19 protein-coding genes and 1 pseudogene are annotated in these 19,130 nt (G+C 67.3%); 8 read left to right on the plus strand and 12 right to left on the minus strand.

The features are described from left to right. Positions 1-26 precede the first annotated feature (26 nt). From U0042_RS08680 to U0042_RS08690, 3 genes are all read left to right on the plus strand, one after another. Complete coding sequence (locus U0042_RS08680; RefSeq protein ID WP_114810600.1) at positions 27-1,811, plus strand: PEP/pyruvate-binding domain-containing protein; 1,785 nt, start codon at positions 27-29, stop codon at positions 1,809-1,811. Positions 1,812-2,114: 303 nt separating this feature from the next. Further along, positions 2,115-2,366: a hypothetical protein gene (locus U0042_RS08685; RefSeq protein ID WP_114810601.1), complete on the plus strand. Its 252-nt coding sequence runs from the start codon at positions 2,115-2,117 to the stop codon at positions 2,364-2,366. A gap of 241 nt (positions 2,367-2,607) precedes the next feature. Further along, complete coding sequence (locus U0042_RS08690) at positions 2,608-3,054, plus strand: hypothetical protein (RefSeq protein WP_114810602.1); 447 nt, start codon at positions 2,608-2,610, stop codon at positions 3,052-3,054. A gap of 45 nt (positions 3,055-3,099) precedes the next feature. On the opposite strand, the gene phaZ is transcribed toward U0042_RS08690, so the two are convergent. Further along, positions 3,100-4,524 (minus strand): polyhydroxyalkanoate depolymerase, encoded by a 1,425-nt coding sequence (phaZ, locus tag U0042_RS08695; RefSeq protein WP_232833338.1) that lies wholly within the window; start codon positions 4,522-4,524, stop codon positions 3,100-3,102. A gap of 18 nt (positions 4,525-4,542) precedes the next feature. Then, the gene (locus U0042_RS08700) at positions 4,543-4,890 is read right to left on the minus strand and encodes a hypothetical protein (protein ID WP_114810603.1); all 348 of its coding nucleotides are present in this window, start codon (positions 4,888-4,890) and stop codon (positions 4,543-4,545) included. A 364-nt stretch (positions 4,891-5,254) separates the two neighbouring features. On the opposite strand from U0042_RS08700, the gene U0042_RS08705 reads away from it, so the two are divergent. The 3 genes from U0042_RS08705 (at position 5,255) to U0042_RS08715 (ending at position 9,447) form a co-directional block, all read left to right on the plus strand. Next, a complete protein-coding gene (locus tag U0042_RS08705; protein WP_114810604.1) occupies positions 5,255-5,881 on the plus strand; it encodes a hypothetical protein in 627 nt (208 codons plus the stop codon). Between the two features lie 123 nt (positions 5,882-6,004). Next, positions 6,005-8,428, plus strand: a complete 2,424-nt coding sequence (ppsA, locus tag U0042_RS08710) for a phosphoenolpyruvate synthase (protein WP_114810605.1) — start codon at positions 6,005-6,007, stop codon at positions 8,426-8,428. 20 nt (positions 8,429-8,448) lie between these two features. Further along, positions 8,449-9,447: a 1-phosphofructokinase family hexose kinase gene (locus U0042_RS08715; RefSeq protein ID WP_114810720.1), complete on the plus strand. Its 999-nt coding sequence runs from the start codon at positions 8,449-8,451 to the stop codon at positions 9,445-9,447. Here the strand turns inward: U0042_RS08715 and U0042_RS08720 are convergent, their stop codons facing one another. From U0042_RS08720 to U0042_RS08740, 5 genes and pseudogenes are all read right to left on the minus strand, one after another. Next, on the minus strand, positions 9,448-10,140 hold the full coding sequence (locus U0042_RS08720) for a response regulator (RefSeq protein WP_114810606.1): 693 nt from the start codon (positions 10,138-10,140) through the stop codon (positions 9,448-9,450). After that, positions 10,137-10,466, minus strand: coding sequence for an ATP-binding protein (locus tag U0042_RS08725; protein WP_327205046.1), 330 nt, complete (start codon positions 10,464-10,466; stop codon positions 10,137-10,139). Before U0042_RS08725 ends, U0042_RS08720 begins: the two co-directional genes overlap by 4 nt. A gap of 86 nt (positions 10,467-10,552) precedes the next feature. Next, positions 10,553-11,194, minus strand: a pseudogene (locus U0042_RS08730) (DNA mismatch repair protein MutS); the annotation flags it as partial. A gap of 346 nt (positions 11,195-11,540) precedes the next feature. Continuing rightward, on the minus strand, positions 11,541-12,839 hold the full coding sequence (gene lplT, locus U0042_RS08735) for a lysophospholipid transporter LplT (protein ID WP_114810607.1): 1,299 nt from the start codon (positions 12,837-12,839) through the stop codon (positions 11,541-11,543). 235 nt (positions 12,840-13,074) lie between these two features. Beyond that, positions 13,075-13,872 (minus strand): inositol monophosphatase family protein, encoded by a 798-nt coding sequence (locus tag U0042_RS08740; RefSeq protein WP_114810608.1) that lies wholly within the window; start codon positions 13,870-13,872, stop codon positions 13,075-13,077. Between the two features lie 346 nt (positions 13,873-14,218). Between U0042_RS08740 and U0042_RS08745 the strand changes: the two genes are divergently transcribed. Then, the gene (locus tag U0042_RS08745) at positions 14,219-15,055 is read left to right on the plus strand and encodes an RNA methyltransferase (RefSeq protein WP_114810609.1); all 837 of its coding nucleotides are present in this window, start codon (positions 14,219-14,221) and stop codon (positions 15,053-15,055) included. Between the two features lie 50 nt (positions 15,056-15,105). Here the strand turns inward: U0042_RS08745 and U0042_RS08750 are convergent, their stop codons facing one another. Beyond that, a complete protein-coding gene (locus U0042_RS08750) occupies positions 15,106-15,297 on the minus strand; it encodes a hypothetical protein (RefSeq protein WP_232833352.1) in 192 nt (63 codons plus the stop codon). Here U0042_RS08750 and cysE point away from each other — a divergent pair. Continuing rightward, entirely contained in the window at positions 15,296-16,156 is an 861-nt protein-coding gene (gene cysE / locus U0042_RS08755) for a serine O-acetyltransferase (protein ID WP_327205047.1), read from the plus strand. The two genes, U0042_RS08750 and cysE, sit on opposite strands and share 2 nt — an antisense overlap. 57 nt (positions 16,157-16,213) lie before the next feature. Here the strand turns inward: cysE and U0042_RS08760 are convergent, their stop codons facing one another. From U0042_RS08760 to U0042_RS08775, 4 genes are all read right to left on the minus strand, one after another. Next, positions 16,214-17,011 (minus strand): UDP-2,3-diacylglucosamine diphosphatase, encoded by a 798-nt coding sequence (locus U0042_RS08760; RefSeq protein ID WP_114810611.1) that lies wholly within the window; start codon positions 17,009-17,011, stop codon positions 16,214-16,216. Positions 17,012-17,086: 75 nt separating this feature from the next. Next, a complete protein-coding gene (locus U0042_RS08765) occupies positions 17,087-17,581 on the minus strand; it encodes a peptidylprolyl isomerase (protein WP_114810612.1) in 495 nt (164 codons plus the stop codon). Between the two features lie 175 nt (positions 17,582-17,756). After that, positions 17,757-18,338, minus strand: coding sequence for a peptidylprolyl isomerase (locus tag U0042_RS08770; protein ID WP_114810613.1), 582 nt, complete (start codon positions 18,336-18,338; stop codon positions 17,757-17,759). Positions 18,339-18,406: 68 nt separating this feature from the next. Continuing rightward, on the minus strand, positions 18,407-19,105 hold the full coding sequence (locus U0042_RS08775; RefSeq protein ID WP_114810614.1) for a tetratricopeptide repeat protein: 699 nt from the start codon (positions 19,103-19,105) through the stop codon (positions 18,407-18,409). Positions 19,106-19,130 lie beyond the last annotated feature (25 nt).

Here is a 19,130-nt window from a genome sequence, read left to right on the forward strand (position 1 = left end):
GCGTACAGACGACTATCCAGACCGCCATGCAGACCGCCCCACTGACCGCCACCGTCGCGGACGGGCGCAACGGCAACGGCCATTGGCCGGAAGACGTGCATCTGATCGGCTGCGGCGGGCCGCAACGTGGCGCAGCGAAAGCTGCGGGCGACGAACACGCGCAGCGAAACGACGAACGCCCCGCCGCCGTTCGCGAACCCGGACACCCCGACGCCGCGCTCGTCGCGCAGATCGGCTTCAAGGCCTACGGACTCTCGCGCATGGCGGCGCTCGGCTTGCCGGTGCCGCCGGCCTTCGTGCTCGGCACCGGCTATTGCAGCAGCGACAGCGCTCGCCGGCGTGCCGTCGAGCGCGCGGTATGGGGCCCGCCGCTGCAACGCATGGAGCAGGCGTGCGGCCAGCGCTTCGGCGACCCGCGCATGCCGCTCTTTGTGGCCGTGCGTTCGGGTGCGCCGGTCTCGATGCCGGGCATGCTCGACACGCTGCTCGACATCGGCCTGTGCGATGCCACCGTGCCGGGTTTCTTGCGGCAGACCGGGAACCCGCGGCTGGTGTGGGACACCTACCGTCGGCTGGTGGCGAGCTACGGCGAGTTGATCGACGGCATTTCGCCCCAGGTCTTCGCGGACGAATACGCCGCGCTCACCGGCGTGGGCGGCGCGGCCACCGGCGCCGACGAACGCGGCGGCCTGGACTTCGCGCAGTTGCGCCAGCTCACGCGGCGGTATCTCGCCGCCTACGAGCGCGCGGCGGGACATCCGTTTCCACAGGCGCCCGAGGCGCAACTCGCGGGCGCCATCGGCGCCGTGCTGGCGAGCTGGCAGTCGGAGAAGGCCGTCGCGTTCCGGCGGCAGTGCGGTATCCGCGAGGACGTGGGCACCGCCGTCACCGTGCAGGCGATGGTGTTCGGCAACGGCGGCGGACGGTCGGGCGCGGGCGTCGGCTTCACGCGCGACCCGTCCACGGGCGAGCGCGCGCCCTGGGTGGATTTTCTTTTCAACGCGCAGGGCGAAGACGTGGTGTCGGGGCGCCGCGAGGCGTTCGGCCACGACGAGCTGGCGCGTGTGATGCCCGCCGTGTGGGACGCGCTACGCGACGCCGCGAGCCGGCTCGAACAGGCGTTCGGCGACATGCAGGACTTCGAGTTCACCGTGCAGGACGGCCGCCTCTTCCTGTTGCAGACGCGCAGCGGCAAGCGCACGCCGCAGGCCGCGGTGCAGATCGCGCTGGATTTGCTGGACGAAGGCGTGATCGATGCAAGCACCGCGCGCGAACGCACCGCGGCTATCGCCGACTCGGCGCTCTCGCGCACGCGCGTGGTGTCGGCGGGCGCTGCGAGCGGCCATGACGGCGACGCGCAGCCGCCCGTGCCGCCTGTACCGCTCGTGCCGCTCGCCCGCGCGGCAAGCGCGACCAGCGGCGTGGCCGCAGGCGAGATCGCATTGGACGAACCCGCGGCGCGCGAGCGTCACGCCGCGGGGCGCCCCGTGATTCTCGTGCGACGCGACGCGGACACGCACGACCTCGTCGCCTTGCAGGCCGCGGTCGGACTCCTGACACGTCGCGGCGCGCGCACCTCGCACGCGGCGGTGGTCGCGCGGCAACTCGGCAAAGTGTGCCTGACGGGTTGCGAGTCTCTCCAGATCGACGACGCGGCCCGCACGGTGCAGATCGGCGGCCGCACGTTCCGCGAAGGCGACACGCTCACGCTGGACGGCAACGAAGGCGCAATCTACGCGGGCGAGACGCGCACCGTGACGGAGCCGCTGACCGAACTGAGGACGAGGCTGGCCCGCCTGCGGTCGGCCTGAAAGCGCGAGAACGAGGAAGGGGCGGGAAGGGGCCAGAAGCGGCGAGAAGGGGCCTGAGCGGGCATGGACGAACGCATGGCGGACGCATGGCGCCCGCCTCGCGGCACGCAAAAACGCGACGCGCTTCGGGCAGGACGACTGAGCTGTAGGCGCGCGCCTACACGCCGTGCTGCCCGATTACGCGAATTTCCGCCTGCGCTGATTTAAGCCGCGGCCGCCGTTGCCGATACTGTAGTCATGGACGCAAACGCGGCGGCGATGTCCCGATTCCCCGCCGCGAAGGCACGACGAAAGGAGCGGACCATGAACGGCAATGCACTCTCCCTGCGCTCGCTGGTGAACAAGTGGGTGGCGTCCACGGCTTACTCGGCCCACGTGACGCACGGCAGGCTGAGCGCGACCCGGCGCCGCTACGTTTGCGTCGAGTACGGCTCGGCGAAGGGCCGCCTCGCCATTCTGTTCTTCCGTCACGACGACGGCTCGTGGAACGTGTTCCCGCCCACGGGCGATCTGTTCGCGGCACGTTGTGCGCAACCGCACGCCCTGGCCGCATAACCGGGAGCCCCGCCATGAAAGCGATGAGTCCACACATCAGACGCGGCCGCCGCGACGGCCGTACGTTCCGTTTCGCCATGCCGCGCGGTGCGGGCGTCTCCGCCTGCCACCGTCAGCGGCTTACCGGCTTACCGCACGGTGCACTGTGTCTCCTGGGCGCGCCGCTTCCGCGCCAGGCTTCGCGATGAGGTGTCTCGTCACGCGTGCGGTTGCGCTGCGCCACGCACGGCTCAAGCCGTAGATGCTTGCCGCCGTGCTCGCCGCCGTGCTTGCGACCCTTGCCGCGTGCGCGAGCGACGCCGACGTCGACGCCTTGCGCCGCAGCGAGATCCAGTTGCAGGAGGCGCGTGCCCAGGCGTCGGTGACCTGCGCGAGCGAGGCCGCCTGCAAAGACGCATGGCGGCTCACGCAGGACTACATCGCGAGCCATTCGGCAACGGGCGTGACGCACGCGGACGCCGACGTGATCGAAACCGCCCAGCCGCATGGGTTCGGCAAGGTATGGCTCGCCGCGTGGAAGACGCCCGCGGACGGCGGCGGCACGCTCATTCGTCTCAAGGCGATGTGCCAGGGCATGTATCGCAGCGACGGCACGCCCGGGTGGTTTTATCAGACCTGCTCGGGCGAGATTCGTCGCATCGACGAAGGGTTTCGCCGTTTTGTGGAAGAGGGCTTGAAGCGGAACTGACGCATACCGCCACGTTCCTAAAGCCACGCCCCTACAGCCACGCCACTAAAGCCCCGCCCAGAACCGCTCCAGCATCGGATGCACTTCGTCGCGCCAGCGTGGGCCGAGAAACAGGTCGTAGTGGTCGGCGCCCGCAAGGGTGCGCTGCATGCGCCGCCCGGCGGGTATCGCGGTGCACAGCGCGCCCGCCGCGTGCGTCTGGCCCGCGCCCACGATGTCGTCGCGATCGCCCTCCACGGTGCAAAGCGCCGTCGATGTCAGCGCCTGCGGCGCGACGCGGCGCCCGGCCACCTGCCACATGCCGCGCGGCAGCAGCCGCTCCTGAAAGATCACGCGAATCGTGTCGAGGAAATAGCGCTCGGTCATGTCGAGCACGGACGCGTATTCGCTCAATTCACGCAGTCTGCGCGTCATCGCGGCCAGGTCGCCCGTCATGCAGCTCGCCCAGTAATGCGCCTGCAACGCGAGGTAGCGGTGCGGGTGCGCAGTCACGAGCGCGGCCTGCTGGATGAAGCCGGGATACACGCGGCGCCCTTGGCCCGCATACGGCGGCGGCACGACGTCGATGACGTGGCGCTCGAACCAGCCGATCTCGTGATCGCGCGCGAAGCGGTCGATGGGCGTGGGGTTCAGGCTCGCATCGATGGGGCCGCCCATCAGCGTCACGCTCAACGGCGGCGGGCTGCCGCTGTTGTGCGCGTCGGCGGCGATCAGCGCCACGGCGGCGAGCGCGGGCACCGTGGCCTGGCACACCGAGAGCACGTGGACCGCGCCCGCCCTGCGCATGAAGCGCTCGAGCGTAAGCACGTAATCGTCGAGCCCGAAGGGACCGGCCTCGGCGGGCACGTCGCGCGCGTTGGCCCAGTCGGGCACGTAGACGTCGTGCTGTTCCAGCAGCGTTTCCACCGTTTCGCGCAGCATGACCGCGTGATGGCCCGCGAGCGGCGGGCAGAGGAAGACGGCGGGCGAGTTTGACGCCGCGTGACGCGCGCCGGCTGCGGTGCGATGCGCAGCCGACGTGTGGGCGGCGGTGGCAGCATGGGCCGCGTGCTCCTTGTCGGCGCGACGGGCGCGGGCCTGAGCGGCGCCGGAAGCCACGCGCCGAAAGCGGCGCAACGTGCAGAACGGCACGCGCTCCACGACGTCTTCGACGACGGCGACGCGCGTGCCGTCCACCATCACGTGCTCGATGCCGAAAGGCGGTGGCTCCGGCGATGCGCAGCCCACGGCGGTGAGCCAGTCGACGCCTTCCGAAGCGTCCGTCGGCCCGGCGGGCTGCGTGTCTTGCCGGGTGTCGTCGCGCGCATCGGAGCGTGCGCGCGAAGCCGCGCCCCGGGTACCTGATGCCTCCGACGCCCCGCACGGCTCGGGTGGCCCCTTCGCATTTCGCGTTGCGCCGCGGCGCGGTTGCGCCCACGGCTGCATCGTTCGCGCCATGCCGCGCTGGGCCTCAAGCCATGCGTACCACATCGTCTCTCCAGTCGGTTTCTAGAACGCCACCTGCAACGCGTAGTCGAACGCGAGCACGGCGGCCGACGCCACCAGCCCCAACGTGAGATTGCCGAGCCGGTGTTCGAGGTCCGGATGCCGGCCGAGCCAGGTCCACACGAGGAACGCGGCCTGCACCGCAAGCTGGATGGCGAAGAACGTGAGCATCAGCAGATACTCGTAGCCCATTTCCTTGAAGGCGGCGAAGTGAAAGCCCTGCGTCGCGATCCATTGGCCCACGCGATATAGCTCGTAGAGCACGAAGAGAACCGGAAAGACGTAGCTGACGATATAGGTCGGAATCGTCGCGTGGCGCAGTTCCAGATGGAAGGGGTGAGCGATTTGCATGACAGTCTCCTCAGAGGGCCGCAGCGGGCCGCTGTCAGATTAGAGCTTAGGTAGCGCCCAAAGGTCCGGCTTGATACGTATCAAGCCGTGAATCGGGCGGAAGGGACAGAAGAATTCGGATGGACCGGAACGGCCGTTTCGCGCCGAACGCGGCAACGTGGCGTTCGATCGCAGCACCGTGAGTGACCGTGCGCCACCATGCGCGCTCGTGCGCGGCAACATGCGTGCGATAGACTCGACCAGACCGTCCGCGTGCGCCGGGCGCGTGGTTTGCGAGGGCGCTCGCCGTATTGCGGCATCGCCGCATCGTCGCGAGGCGCTGGTGCATCGCGACCCGCGGACTCCATGCAAGAGGAACGAACGAATGAAAGACGCCTTTGAACGACGCGCATTGCTGCTGCATCTGGGCAGCGTGCTGCACGCCACGAGCCAGATCGCGCAACGCAAACCGGGTGCCGTGTCCGCGAGCCACTGGCGCACCGCGGACGGCCTCGCCGACACGCTGCCCTGGCTCGCCCATCTCTCGCCGCGCATCACCGGCCCCGAGTTCGTGACGCGCGCCTTGCAGGCGTTTCGCACGTGGCCCGAAGCGCTGCTTGCGCTGCCGCTCGATCACGCAAAGCTGGCCGAGCCCGTGCGCGAGCATCTGTTCGCCGGCAATCCGCGCGGCTGGCAGGCCTACGTCGCGATGTTGCGCACCGAGGTGCCGTGGTTCGGCGAGGACATCGGCGCGGAAACGTCGATGGAAAAATTCGACGAAGCGGACACCGGCGCACGTGAAGACGAAACCGACGAAGCGCCCGACAGCGGCGAAACCGAAGCCGCCGACGATGGCGCCGGCGGCGTGGAAGGCGTGGAAGGTGCAGGCGGCGGCGCGTCGAAGCGCGAGAGCATGGAAGGGACCGCGCAAGACAGCGAGAACGTGGAACGCCAAAGCCCCGAAGGACAAAGCCCGATCTATCCCTCGTGGCCGTGGAAGCCGGGCGTTTGAGTCGAGCATCGAGCGGCGCCCGTCAGCGCGCCTCGACCTTTGATCCCTGCTTTGATCCCTGTCAAGCCATGACCTGCCTGCAATGGCACGCTTGTCTGCACATTCGTAAGACAGGAGCGCGCCATGGCCACGCATACCACGCAGGTCGTCTGGTTCGAAGACCTGCGGCGCGGCGACGTGCCGACCGTAGGCGGCAAGAACGCATCGCTCGGCGAGATGGTGGCCACGCTCGGCGCGAGCGGCGTGAAGGTGCCGCCGGGTTTTGCGACCACCGCCGCCGCGTACTGGCATTTCGTGGAAGCGAACGGTCTGCGCCAGACGCTCGCCGTCACGCTGCGCGAACTCGCCGACGGCAAGCTCACGCTCGCCGAAGCGGGCGACGCCATTCGCCGCGCGATCCTGCGCGGCGAATGGCCCGCACACACGGCCGACGCCATCCGCGCCGGCTACCGCGCCCTCTGTGCGCGAGCCCATCGTGACGATCTCGACGTGGCCGTGCGCTCCAGCGCCACGGCCGAAGACCTGCCCGACGCCAGCTTCGCGGGCCAGCAGGAGACCTTCCTGAACATCCGCGGCGAACGCGCGCTGCTCGACGCCTGCCGTCGCTGCTACGCGTCGCTGTTCACGGACCGCGCCATCGCCTATCGCGAGGCCAAAGGGTTCGACCATCTGAAAGTGGCGCTCTCCGTGGGCATCCAGCAGATGGTGCGCTCCGACGTGGGCGGCGCGGGCGTCATGTTCTCCATCGATACGGAAACCGGCTTCGACAAGGCAGTGCTCATCAACGCCGCATGGGGCCTGGGCGAAAACGTGGTGCAGGGCGCCGTGGACCCGGACGAATACGAGGTCTTCAAGCCGTTGCTCGAAGACGAGGCGCACGTGCCGATCATCGGCAAGAAGCGCGGCGAGAAGGCGCAGAAGATGGTCTACGCGAAGCCCGATGCTCAAGCCGCGCTCGCCACGCCGCCCACAAAAAACGTGCCGGCATCGAAGGCCGAACGTGCCGCCTTTGTGCTTGCCGACAGCGAAATTCTCACGCTCTCGCGCTGGGCCTGCATCATCGAAGGCCACTACGGGCAGCCGATGGATATCGAATGGGCCAAAGACGGACTGACGGGCGAGATGTTCATCGTCCAGGCGCGCCCCGAGACCGTGCAGTCGCGCCGCGAAGCGAGCGCCGTGAAGACCTACCGCATCACCCAGGCGGGGCGCAAGCTGGTGGCCGGCGTGAGCATCGGCGAAGCGGTGGCGGCGGGCACGGTGTGCGTGATCGAGAGCCCGCGCGACATCGACCGCTTCGTGGACGGCGCCGTGCTCGTCACCGAGACCACCGACCCCGACTGGGTGCCCATCATGCGCCGCGCGGCGGCCATCATCACCGACCACGGCGGACGCACCTCGCACGCGGCCATCGTGAGCCGCGAGCTGGGCTTGCCCGCCATCGTGGGGACGGGCAACGCCACGCATCTGCTGCACGACCAGCAGGAAGTGACCGTCTCCTGCGCCGAAGGCCGCGACGGCTTCGTCTACGAAGGCATTGCGCAATACGAAGTGGAAGAGATCGACTTCGCCGGCATTCCGGCCACGCAGACGAAGATCATGCTGAACCTCGCGAATCCCGGCGCGGCGTTTCGCTGGTGGCGCCTGCCCGCCGATGGCGTGGGGCTGGCGCGCATGGAGTTCGTCGTGAGCAACCACATCAAGATTCATCCGATGGCGCTCGCGCGCTACGACACGCTCGCGGACGAAACCGCGAAGGCCACCATCGCGGCGCTCACCGAAGGCTACGAAGACAAGACCGAGTACTTCGTGGAGCGCCTCGCACGCGGCCTTGCGCGCATCGCGGCGGCGCATTATCCGCGGCCCGTCATCGTGCGCATGAGCGACTTCAAGACCAACGAGTACGCGCACCTCGTCGGCGGCGCCGAGTTCGAGCCCGCCGAAGAAAACCCGATGCTCGGTTTTCGCGGCGCGTCGCGCTATTACTCGCCGCGCTACCGCGACGGCTTCGCGCTGGAATGCCGTGCCATCGAACGGCTGCGCAACGAAATGGGCTTCGCCAACGTGATCGTGATGATTCCGTTTTGCCGCTCCACCAAAGAGGCCGATCGCGTGTTGCAGGTGATGGCCGAGAACGGACTCAAGCGCGGCCAGGACGGCTTGCAGGTCTACGTGATGTGCGAGATTCCGTCGAACGTGATTCTGGCGAAGGCCTTCGCGCAGCGCTTCGACGGCTTTTCGATCGGCAGCAACGACCTCACGCAGCTCACGCTCGGCGTGGACCGCGATTCGGCGGATCTGGCCGGTCTCTTCGACGAGCAGGACGAAGCAGTGAAGTGGATGATCGGCAACGTCATCACGCAGGCGCACGAGGCCGGCGCCAAGGTGGGGCTCTGCGGCCAGGCGCCCAGCGACCACCCCGAGTTCGCGGAATTCCTCGTGGCGTGCGGCATCGATTCGATCTCCGTGAGCCCGGACAGCTTCATCGCCGTGAAGCGCCGCGTGGCGGTGGCCGAATCGGCCGCTTCGAAGAAAACCGCTCAATGACGCAGACGACGCGCGAACCGATGCAAACCCCTCACCACGCAGCCAAACACCCCGCACCCGCGATTCTCACGGTCACGCTGAACCCCGCGGTGGATGTCGCGACCTCCGTGGAGCGGCTCGTCGAATCGCACAAGATGCGCTGCACGCACGCGCAGCGCGACCCGGGCGGCGGCGGCATCAACGTGGCACGCGTGATCGGGCGGCTCAGCGGCAACGCCGGCAACGCGAGTGATTGCGTCGCGCTCTACCTGGCGGGCGGTGCCACGGGGCAGATGCTGCGCGAACTGCTGGACGCGGAGCACGTGGCCGGCGTGTGTATCGACATAGCGGACGAGACACGCGAAAACTTCTCGGTGCGCGAAACGTCGACGGGCCGCGAGTATCGCTTCGTGCTGCCGGGGCCTACCGTTACGGCGCGCGAATGGCAGGCCTGTGCCGACTATCTGGCTTCGCTCGACCCCGCGCCGCGCTACCTCGTGCTGAGCGGCAGTCTGCCGCCGGGCCTGCCTGCGGATGCGTGGGCGCAACTCGCCAAGGCAGCAAAGGCGCGCGACACGCGCGTGGTGGTCGATACGTCGGGGCCCGCGCTGGCCGCGGCGCTCGACGCCGGCGTCTATCTCGTCAAGCCGAGCCTGGGCGAACTGCGCACGCTGACGGGCCGGCCGCTCGCCGCCGAGCCCGAATGGCGCGAGGCGGCGCAACAGCTGGTGCGCGAAGGGCGCGCCCAAATGGTGGCGCTCACGCTGGGCGAGCGCGGCGCGTTGCTGGTTACGCAAGACCGCACGCTCAGCGCAGCGGCGCTCGACGTGCCGGTTTCGAGTTCGATCGGCGCGGGCGACAGCTTTCTGGGCGCGATGGTGTGGGCACTGAACCGGCAAGCCGGCCTCGACGACGCGTTCCGCTACGCGCTGGCCGCGGCCAGTGCCACGCTGCTCACGTCCGGCACGCGGCTTTGCAGCGCGGAAGAAGTGGAGCGGATGGCGGCCGAGATGGTGAAGCGCGAGGCGTCGGTACGCTGATCACACCGCCCGTTCCGCCGCATACACCGCCGCCTGCACGCGGGACGTGAGGTTCAGCTTGCGCAGAATGTGCTGCACGTGAATCTTCACGGTGGTCTCGGCAATCGCCAGTGCGCGCGCGATTTCCTTGTTCGTGGCGCCCCGCGCGATGTGCTGGAGAATCTCGGCCTCGCGCGTGGAAAGCGTATCGATGGGGTCGCGCTCCGCTTCGGCGGCCGGCGCCGCGGGCGCGGCCTGCAACTGCTGGAACGCGCTCACGAGCTTGCCCGTCATCTCGGGGCTGATCGTCGATTCGCCGGCCACGGCGCGCACGATGGCGTCGGCCATCACGTCGCTGTCCACGGTCTTCAGCAGATAGCCGCGTGCGCCGCCGCGCAGGGCGGCCGCCAGATCGCGTTCGTCCTCGCTCACCGTGAGCATCAGCACGCCCGCGCGCGGCGCCGCCTCCTTGAGGCCCGCGAGCGCGTCCACGCCGCTCACGCCGGGCAGATGGTTGTCGAGCAGGATGATGTCGGGCTGGGTGTCCGCCGCGCGGCGGTAGGCTTCGCCGGCGTCGCCAGCTTCGGCCACCACCTCGAAGCGTTCGTCGGAGGCGAGCAGCGCGATCAGGCCGCGGCGAAACAGCGTGTGGTCGTCCACCACGAGCAGGCGGACGGGCTTGCGCACGGAGGTACTCAAGGCGGGCGTGTTCATGCGGCGAGCCTCCGGGGTTCGGGCAGCGTGAGCACGACGCGCGTGCCGGCACCCGGCGTGGATGTGACGGTGACCGTCGCGCCCACGCGGTCCGCGCGCTCGTGCATGATGCGCAGCCCCACATGCGTCGGGTCGCCGGCGCGCTCTTCGGCGGCGAAGCCGCAGCCGTCGTCGCAGACTTCGACGCTCCATTGCGGCGCCTGCTTCACCTTCACCCATACCTGCGTGGCGTGCGCATGCTTGCGCACGTTCGAGAGCGCTTCCTGCACCACGTGCAGCACCTGGACCTGAACGTCGGCGGGCAGCGGCACGCCGTCGTCGTTCACCGAGAGATGCGCGGCCAGGCCCGTTTGATGCTCGAACTTTTGCAGCGTCGTGCGCAGCGCGGCCGCGATGTCCTCTTCGTTCGTGCGCGTGTCAACGCGCACGAGCCGGATGGCGGCGACCACGCGTTTGCGTCGGCGGGAGCATCGGCAACCAGAATTTCGGCGGGGCGAATGCGCTCGAATGCGGCGGCTACCTGGTCGGGCGCGACTTCCGCAAGACGCAGTGCACCGCTTGCGAGATTGAGCCACGCGAGGCCCACGTTGACCACCACGCCGCGCCGGTTGTGTCCCGCGCACACGGCCATCAGGTAGACGTCGCTCTTGTCCGCGAGCAGCGCGGCGTCGGTCAGCGTACCCGGCGTAACCACGCGGACCACCTTGCGTTCCACTGGCCCTTTCGAGGTGGCCGGGTCACCGATCTGTTCGCAAATGGCCACGGACTCGCCCAGCTTCACGAGCTTCGCGAGATATTGCTCGACGGCGTGATGCGGCACGCCGGCCATCTTGATCGGGATGCCGGCCGAGGCGCCGCGTTGCGTCAGCGTGAGGTCGAGCAGCCGTGCGGCTTTCTCTGCGTCGTCGTAGAAGAGCTCGTAAAAGTCTCCCATCCGGTAGAACACGAGCGTGCCCGGATGCTCGGCTTTGATGCGAAGGTACTGCTGCATCATCGGCGTGTGCGCGGCGAGGGTCTGCTCAGGCACGGTTTCGACGCTGGATTCTGTTTTCATTCAATCGATTGCTGAAAGGCGTGTTCGGACATTTGCGGACATTCGCTTCCGTTTCGGCTGTGCCTCGCCTGTTGAGGGGCGCAAACGGCGACCTGCAGCTTCGGTTCGACGACTATACTTCGCGCGCAGTCGCCGAACCATAGACCGGACGACCAACGCCCTTTTGCAAAGGCGCATCCGGCTGTTCATGCGGCTCTCCCGCCTGGCGCTGCCACACATCGAGATGAACGCCGGCGGCGGGCGCGGATATTCGAAGCGAACGCCGAAAACAAGCCCTACATTCTAGGGGATTCGACGGGTGGCACACGCGTCGCGTCACGACGCGCCGCACCGCGCCGCGGTTGTCTCATTCCTCCACCAGCGCCCGCATATCCACTTCCCGGCTGTTCGCCGCGCTGCGCCGTTTCGCGAGCCAGATCATGAACGTGACGAACGATCCGAACACGACGATGATCCATTGCACCGGCAGCTTCGCAATGAGCAGCAGGGCGTAAGCGCCGAGCATCAGAAGCACCGCCAGGTTCTGGTTGAAGTTCTGCACGGCGATGGAGTGGCCTGCCGAGAGCAGAGCGGCGCCCCGATGCTGGAGGACGGCGTTCATCGGCACGATGAAAAAGCCCGCCAGCCCGCCGAGTCCAATCATCAGCGGCCAGGCGAACAGCATGTAGAGCGGCACCGTAAAGCTCGCGACGCGGATGCCGGCGTCCGGTGGAAACAGGCTCTTGCTGTAGAACGCCATTGCTATCGTGACGATGCCCGCCAGCATGCCGATTGGCAGCACACGAAGGGACGTGCGCAACGAAATCCACGCCGCCGCCGCGGCGGCGCCCAGTGCGACGCCGAGGCCCGTTACCCCTTGCATGACGGCGGCCTTCGAAAGCGAGAGTCCGAGGTTCGCATCGGCCCACTTGAGGACCAGCAACTGCAGGGTCACCGCGGCACCCCACATCAAGGTGGTGACCCACAGCGCGATCTGCGCGAGCTTGTCGGCCCATAGCACGTGGAAGCAATGCAGGAAGTCGCTGGTCAGCTTGGCGGGATGCGCGAGCCGGTTGGGATAGCGCGCACCGGTATCCGGTATGCCGATGTTGATCAGTGCCGCGGCCGCGTAGACGAGCATCACGGCGAACATGGCGAGGTCCGCAGCCGTGCGGATGACGGGCAGGTCGAGGTGCGTCACCAGTTTGCCCGCATAGGCGCTCACGAGCGCGCCGCCCAGCATCGTGCCGACGATGGTCGAGAGCACGGTGGCCGACTCGAGCCACGCGTTCGCCGCAACAAGCCGCTCGGCCGGCAGCAGCTCGGTGAGAATGCCGTACTTGGCGGGCGAATAGGCCGCCGCGCCGAAGCCGACCACACCGTATGCCACGATGGGGTGCACGCCCACGAGCATCAGCAGGCAACCGCCTGCCTTCAGCGCATTGGAGATGAACATCACGTGGCGCTTTTGCAGCGCATCTGCGAAGGCGCCGACGAAAGGCGCGAGCAGCACGTAAGAAATCGTGAAGAAGATCTGCAGCAGCGGCGTGATCCACGACGGCGAACGGATGACCGCGAGAAGGGCGATGGCGGCGATGAGCAGCGCGTTGTCCGCGAGCGACGAGACGAACTGCGCGGCGATGATCGTGTAGAAGCCTTTTTTCATGGAGCGGGGCCGAGAAACCGTCGGATACGTGCACTGCCGGCGAGACACCACGCGCCGAGCGCGTGGACGCTGGGTTCGCGAGATCGGGTACTGCACGCGAGCTTGCAGGCGGGCACGCAATCGCCGCGCCAAACAAAAAAGCGGCCGAAGCCGCTTTGCGATCATAGCGCGTGCGCGAAAGGCGCGTCATGAAGCGCCTCGCGCGGCGCGCGGTGGCGCCGACATGCGCGTCCGGTCAGGCCGTCTTCGTACGGCTGTACTTCGAGAGAATGGGCACCATCTGCGCGTAGATTTTCGGGTTGGCGGCGACGATTTCGCCGAGATTCAGGAAGTTCGAGTCGCCCGTGTAATTGCCGACCAGCCCGCCGGCTTCGGTCACGAGGAGGCTGCCTGCGGCCATGTCCCACGCGCTGATGCCTTGCTCGAAGAAGCCGTCGACGCGGCCCGCGGCGACATTGGCGAGGTCGAGCGCGGCGGCGCCGGGCCGGCGCAGGCCTGCGCAGGCGGTCGTCATTTCGGCGAACAGGCGGCAGTAAGCGTCGAGCGTATCTTTTTCGCGGAACGGGAAGCCCGTGCCGATCAGGCCATCGGCAAGGCGGTCGCGGCGGGCCACGCGAATGCGGCGGTCGTTGAGGAACGCGCCGCGGCCGCGCGACGCCGTGAAGAGGTCATTGCGCGTCGGATCGTAGACCACGGCCTGGGTGACGATGCCGCGATGCGCGAGCGCGATCGACACGCAGTAATACTGGAAGCCGTGAATGAAGTTGGTGGTGCCGTCGAGCGGATCGATGATCCACTGGTACTCCGACTCGTTCTCCGAACGGCCGGACTCTTCGGCGAGGATCGCGTGATCGGGGTAGGCGGTTTTCAGCGTGTCGATGATGGCGGCTTCCGAGGCCTTGTCGACTTCGGTCACGAAGTCGTTGTGCTGCTTCTTGCTCACCTGGATGAGGTCCAGATCGAGCGATGCGCGGTTGATGATCTGTCCGGCGCGGCGAGCGGCCTTGACAGCGATGTTGAGCATGGGATGCATGAGACAGGATCCTTATGCCGGCGCCACGGGAGCGGTCCGCCGGATGTAACGAAAGTGGGCGATACAGCTTGAAGCGGCCGGCCCGGCGCGCCTCGCAGCCGTCCTGCCAACGACACACGAATTGAAGAAGAGCGATGCGCACCGGCAATGGTGCGCGCGAAACAGCGTGATTTTACCCGACTCCGTGCCCCCGTTGAAGGACGGGGCCTCTGCGGCTCGCGGCGCGGTTGCGCGGCGAGCCTGCGCACGGACCGTTGCCGTTGGCCATCCGGCCAGGGCGCGCCCGGCCGGGCCTCGCGCTACCATACCCTTTTTCGCATCATGGATAGCCAGTTCAATCGTGGTCTTGTCTCGAACATCTTCAGTAGCAACGCCGGAGGCTGCGGCCGAAGGCATCAGTCCCGTGCGCGGCGGATTTACGTCGACCCGCTTCGTGCTCGTGGAGCCTAGCCATCCAGGCAACGTCGGCGCGGCGGCGCGCGCGCTCAAAACCATGGGCTTTTCGCGGCTTGTGCTCGTTGCGCCGCGCGTGGCGCAAGTGCAGACCGATCCCGAAGCCATTGCCATGGCGAGTGGCGCCGACGACGTGCTCGCCAACGCGCATGTCGTGCCGACACTCGCCGAGGCGCTGGCCGGCGTGCACTGGTCGCTTGCGCTTACCGCTCGGTCGCGCGAATACGGTCCGCCGCCCGGGGCGCCGCGCGCCATGGCCGGCGAGGCCTGCCGGCTCACCGCCACAGGCGACATCGCGCTGGTTTTCGGCAACGAGCGAACGGGGCTGTCGAACGAAGACGTCGAACGCTGCACCGCGTTGGCGCATATTCCCGCCAATCCGGCCTACAGTTCGCTCAACCTGGCCCAGGCGGTCCAGGTGCTGTCGTACGAATTGAGGATGGCCTACCTCGATGCGGGCGGCGAGACTGCATCGGCGCCGAGGCGACCGGCGCAGACCGTGGGGACGCTCGCCGCGAACGATGAAATCGAGCGGATGTACGTGCACCTGGAGAACGCGCTCATCGCGCTCGAGTTCCTCGATCCCGCGAACCCCAAGAAACTCATGTCGCGCCTGCGGCGCCTCTTCAGCCGCTCGGGGCTGGAGCGGGAAGAGGTCAACATCATCCGCGGTATCGCCAAACACATCCTGCTGCTGAGGTCACGCGATCCCGGGCAGGGGCCGTCCTGAGACGCAACCCCGTCGCAAAAGGGGTTACCCGGCGGGCGGCTGCCGATCGCCTACAATCCATGAACCGTTCGAAGTAAAGCAGGAAAAATGCGTTGGCGGTGGCTGTCGACGCTGTTGCCGTTGCGGCTATCGCTATCGCTGCCGTCGTCGCTGTTGCCCCATTCGTTGCTGTCGCTGTTCGCCGCCGCTGCGCGTCGTCTGCCGTGCGCAGCCGTTGCCCACCTATCGAGCGTCACTGCCATGTTCACGAGACTTCGCGAAGATATCGCCACGATCCGCGAGCGCGATCCCGCCGCCCGCAGCGCCTGGGAAGTGCTCACGTGCTATCCGGGGCTTCACGCGCTCGTACTGCATCGTGTGGCGCATGCCTGCTGGCGCGCGAAGCGCCGCTGGATGGCCCGCTTCGTTTCGCAGGTGGCGCGCTTTCTGACCGGCATCGAGATTCATCCGGGCGCGACGATCGGCCGGCGCGTATTCATCGACCACGGCATGGGTGTCGTGATCGGCGAAACGGCTGAAGTAGGCGACGACTGCACGATCTATCAGGGCGTGACGCTCGGCGGTACGTCGCTCACGCGCGGCGCGAAACGTCATCCCACGCTGGAGCGCGGCGTGATCGTGGGAGCGGGAGCAAAGGTGCTGGGCGGCTTCACGATCGGCGCGGAAGCGAAGATCGGCTCGAACGCGGTCGTAATCAAGCCGGTGCCGGCAGGCGGTACGGCCGTGGGCAATCCCGCACGCGTGATTCTGCCCGCGAGAACCGAGCCCGCGCGCGGCGAGCGCCCAGCCGCGGCACGCTCGGGCTTTTGCGCCTACGGCATTACGCCGAACGCCGATGACCCGGTCTCGCTCGCCATTCACGGACTTATCGACCACGCGGCGACGCAAACGCAGCGCGTCGACGAAATCGTCGCGGCGCTGGAGCGGCTTGGCGCAAAGCTGGAGGCGCTGCATGGCGCCGATGCGGCGCTCGTGGACCTGCGGCGACTGTCTGCCGTGATCGAAGGAAGCGGTAGCGGCGAGCGTGCGGCTCGTAGCGCCGAGCGGGCAGACAGCACGGTGGCAGAGCAAGCCGAAAGTACGACGGCGGTACGCGACTGACTGTCGGCGCTCGACTCCTCACGAGTGCGAGCAAACTGGCCGTCGGCGAACCGCTCGTCAATCGAGCGGCATCATCTTGAAGCCTTCGGCGTCGACGCGCAGGTAGCCCCCGCGCGGTGTGCCGTGATCGAGTTCCCAGTCGGGCAGCACCCAGCGCGTGCCCGCCGACTCGCGATGCTTCGCAGGCCGGTGCGTGTGCCCGTGAATGAGCACGGCCGCGCTGCTCAGCTTGAAGAGCGCATCCACGCCTTTTTTCGTGACGTCATAGCGCGGCAACGGTGGACGCTCGCGTCCCGCCTCGCTCGATCTGCGCATGCGTTCGGCCAGTGCGCGGCGCCAGCTGAACGGCCACGCGAGAAACAGCAGTTGCAGCAGACGGTTGCGCGCGAAGCGCCGAAAGATCTGATAGCCGCGGTCGGCCGTGCATAAGGCGTCGCCGTGCGCGAGCGCGATGCGCGTGCCAAAGGCGGTGATGGCGATGGGGTCCGGCAGCCAGATGGCACCGGCCGCCTTCATGAATCGCTTGCCCAGCAGAAAATCGCGATTGCCGTGCATCACGTAAAGCGCGATGCCGCGCTCGGAAAGCGTGTGCATCAACTCGACCATGCGTTTCACGAAAGGGTCGGCGAGCATGTCGTCGCCAACCCAATACTCGAACAGATCGCCGAGGATGAACACAGAGTCGGCCTGATCCGCCGTGACGCGGATGAAGTGCTCGAAGGCCGCGGCCGTGCGCGGAATCGCGTCGCTTAAGTGCAGGTCCGAGATGAACAGAAACGGGCGTGCCGCGTGCGGGCGTTTGCCCTCGCCGGGCACGCCCGCAGCGGCGTTTCGTAATGATTTTTCCTGCAGCATGGGGCGTCAGTCGGTACGCGGTGGGCGCCTCATCGAATGCGGGTCGACGAGGCGCTATCGACGCGCGTTGACCGCTTATTCGACAACGACGGCCTTTTCGATCACGACGTCGTCCACCGGCACGTCCTGATGAAAGCCCTTCGAGCCCGTCTTCACTTTCCTGATCTTCTCGACCACGTCGAGACCTTCCACCACCTTGCCGAACACGGCGTAGCCCCAGCCTTGCGGCGTGGGCGACGAGTGGTTCAGGAAGTCGTTGTCGTTCACGTTGATGAAGAACTGCGCCGTGGCCGAATGCGGATCGTTCGTGCGCGCCATCGCGATGGAACCGTTCACGTTCTTGAGGCCGTTGTTGGCTTCGTTGTCGATGGGCGCGTCGGTGGGCTTCTGCTTCATGCCCGGCTCGAAGCCGCCGCCCTGAATCATGAAGCCGTCGATCACGCGATGAAAGATCGTGTTGTCGTATTGGCCCTTGCGGACGTAGTTCAGGAAGTTCTCGACCGTCTTCGGTGCCTTCTCGGCATCCAGTTCGAGCTTGATGACGCCGTGGTTCGTATGCAGTTCGACCATGATGGAATCCTTGCGAGGGGAGGGTGAAAGAGCGGCGCGGGGTTAAACAGCCATGTGGCGTGAAAACTTGCCGGGCAGTGCCGCGCCGGGAGCGGAGTGGTCCGGATGGCGCAAGCCGTCCGCCCTGATGACGAGCGGGCGACCTGCCCCTTCTTGCGTGTTTCTTGCCCGCTTCTTACTTGCCGACGATCGTGGCCGATTCGATCACGATGGGCTTTTGCGGCACGTCGGACATCGGACCGCGCGTGGTGGTGGGCGAGGCTTCGATCTTCTTCACGACGTCCATGCCCGACGTCACCTTGCCGAACACAGCATAGCCGTTGCCGTCCGGGTTCGGATAGTCGAGACCGGCGTTGTCCACGGTATTGATGAAGAACTGGGCCGTGGCCGAATTCGGGTCGCTCGTGCGCGCCATCGCGATCGTGCCCGTCACGTTCTTGAGGCCGTTCTGGCTTTCGAGCGGGATGGGCGCGCGCGTCGGCTTTTCAGCAAAGCTCGTGGTGTAGCCGCCGCCCTGGATCATGAAGCCGCGAATCACGCGGTGGAAGATCGTGCCGCTGTACTGGCCGGACTTCACGTAGTCGAGGAAGTTCGCGACCGTTTTCGGCGCCTTCTCGGGATAGAGCTCGACGCGGATGTCGCCATCGGACGTGTGCAGCAGGACCTGCGGATGCGCTGCCGTCTGCGCGGATTGCGCGAAGGCGGGAGCGTTCGCAATCAGGGCGGCGCTGCCGAGCGCCAGCATCAACCATTTCATGAAGATCCTCGGAGTGGGATGCGTTGGAAAAGCGGGTTGGAAAAAACGGTGCGTGTGTGACGCGCCGCTCATTGCGACGGCGCCATGTACGGCGGCACCGCGAGCGAACCGGTGGGGCCGCCGAAGGTGAAGGCGGGATTGTTCGTCAGGTCGGACGACGCGCGGTTCGTATAGTCTTCGACCGCGGCCTTCTTCGCGCGGCGCGGGACGACCGGCGGCGAGACGATCTTCTGCAGGTCGGCAAGACGCTGCTGCGTGACCGCGCTCGCACGTCCCAGCGATTGCGCGCGGCGATACGAGGCGTCGGCAAGACGCAGATACAGGTCGCCGAGATTTTCGTAGGCGAGACCATAGGACGGGTTGGCCTTCACTGCCGTTTCGAGCGCGACGCGCGCCTCGTCGTAACGGCCGTGTTTTGCGTAAAGCGCCGCGAGATTGTTGTACGGCTCGGGCAGCTCGGGATACATCTGCGTGAGCTCGGTAAACGCGGTGATGGCTTCGTCGTCGCGATTCAGGCGCGCGAGCACGGTGGCACGCTTGAATCGCGCCTGTGCGTCGCGAGGATTCGAGGCAATGCGTGCGTCGAGGTCCTTGAGCGCGCCCGCCCAGTCCTTCTGCGCGATGGCTGCATCGATCTGCGGCGTACCGTCGGTCACGGCCTTCGTCTGTGCATGGACGGCCGTGCTGCCGAGCGCGAACGTGAGGCCCGCGAAGGCCGTCGCGGCGAGGGTTGCAGCGTGTCGCGCGCGGCCGCTGGAAGATTTCATAGGGAGAGGTCGGGGTGTTATACTC

It is taken from the genome of Paraburkholderia kururiensis (genome assembly GCF_034424375.1).
GTDB lineage: Bacteria > Pseudomonadota > Gammaproteobacteria > Burkholderiales > Burkholderiaceae > Paraburkholderia > Paraburkholderia kururiensis_A.

What these genes read in the sequence shown, in the direction of transcription:
- U0042_RS08680 (WP_114810600.1), top strand. Translation starts at nt 27, where the DNA reads ATGCAGACCGCCCCACTGACCGCCACCGTCGCGGACGGGCGCAACGGC.
- U0042_RS08685 (WP_114810601.1), top strand. Translation starts at nt 2,115, where the DNA reads ATGAACGGCAATGCACTCTCCCTGCGCTCGCTGGTGAACAAGTGGGTG.
- U0042_RS08690 (WP_114810602.1), top strand. Translation starts at nt 2,608, where the DNA reads ATGCTTGCCGCCGTGCTCGCCGCCGTGCTTGCGACCCTTGCCGCGTGC.
- phaZ (WP_232833338.1), bottom strand. Translation starts at nt 4,524, where the DNA reads ATGTGGTACGCATGGCTTGAGGCCCAGCGCGGCATGGCGCGAACGATG.
- U0042_RS08700 (WP_114810603.1), bottom strand. Translation starts at nt 4,890, where the DNA reads ATGCAAATCGCTCACCCCTTCCATCTGGAACTGCGCCACGCGACGATT.
- U0042_RS08705 (WP_114810604.1), top strand. Translation starts at nt 5,255, where the DNA reads ATGAAAGACGCCTTTGAACGACGCGCATTGCTGCTGCATCTGGGCAGC.
- ppsA (WP_114810605.1), top strand. Translation starts at nt 6,005, where the DNA reads ATGGCCACGCATACCACGCAGGTCGTCTGGTTCGAAGACCTGCGGCGC.
- U0042_RS08715 (WP_114810720.1), top strand. Translation starts at nt 8,449, where the DNA reads ATGCAAACCCCTCACCACGCAGCCAAACACCCCGCACCCGCGATTCTC.
- U0042_RS08720 (WP_114810606.1), bottom strand. Translation starts at nt 10,140, where the DNA reads ATGAACACGCCCGCCTTGAGTACCTCCGTGCGCAAGCCCGTCCGCCTG.
- lplT (WP_114810607.1), bottom strand. Translation starts at nt 12,839, where the DNA reads ATGAAAAAAGGCTTCTACACGATCATCGCCGCGCAGTTCGTCTCGTCG.
- U0042_RS08740 (WP_114810608.1), bottom strand. Translation starts at nt 13,872, where the DNA reads ATGCATCCCATGCTCAACATCGCTGTCAAGGCCGCTCGCCGCGCCGGA.
- cysE (WP_327205047.1), top strand. Translation starts at nt 15,296, where the DNA reads ATGTTCACGAGACTTCGCGAAGATATCGCCACGATCCGCGAGCGCGAT.
- U0042_RS08750 (WP_232833352.1), bottom strand. Translation starts at nt 15,297, where the DNA reads ATGGCAGTGACGCTCGATAGGTGGGCAACGGCTGCGCACGGCAGACGA.
- U0042_RS08760 (WP_114810611.1), bottom strand. Translation starts at nt 17,011, where the DNA reads ATGCTGCAGGAAAAATCATTACGAAACGCCGCTGCGGGCGTGCCCGGC.
- U0042_RS08765 (WP_114810612.1), bottom strand. Translation starts at nt 17,581, where the DNA reads ATGGTCGAACTGCATACGAACCACGGCGTCATCAAGCTCGAACTGGAT.
- U0042_RS08770 (WP_114810613.1), bottom strand. Translation starts at nt 18,338, where the DNA reads ATGAAATGGTTGATGCTGGCGCTCGGCAGCGCCGCCCTGATTGCGAAC.
- U0042_RS08775 (WP_114810614.1), bottom strand. Translation starts at nt 19,105, where the DNA reads ATGAAATCTTCCAGCGGCCGCGCGCGACACGCTGCAACCCTCGCCGCG.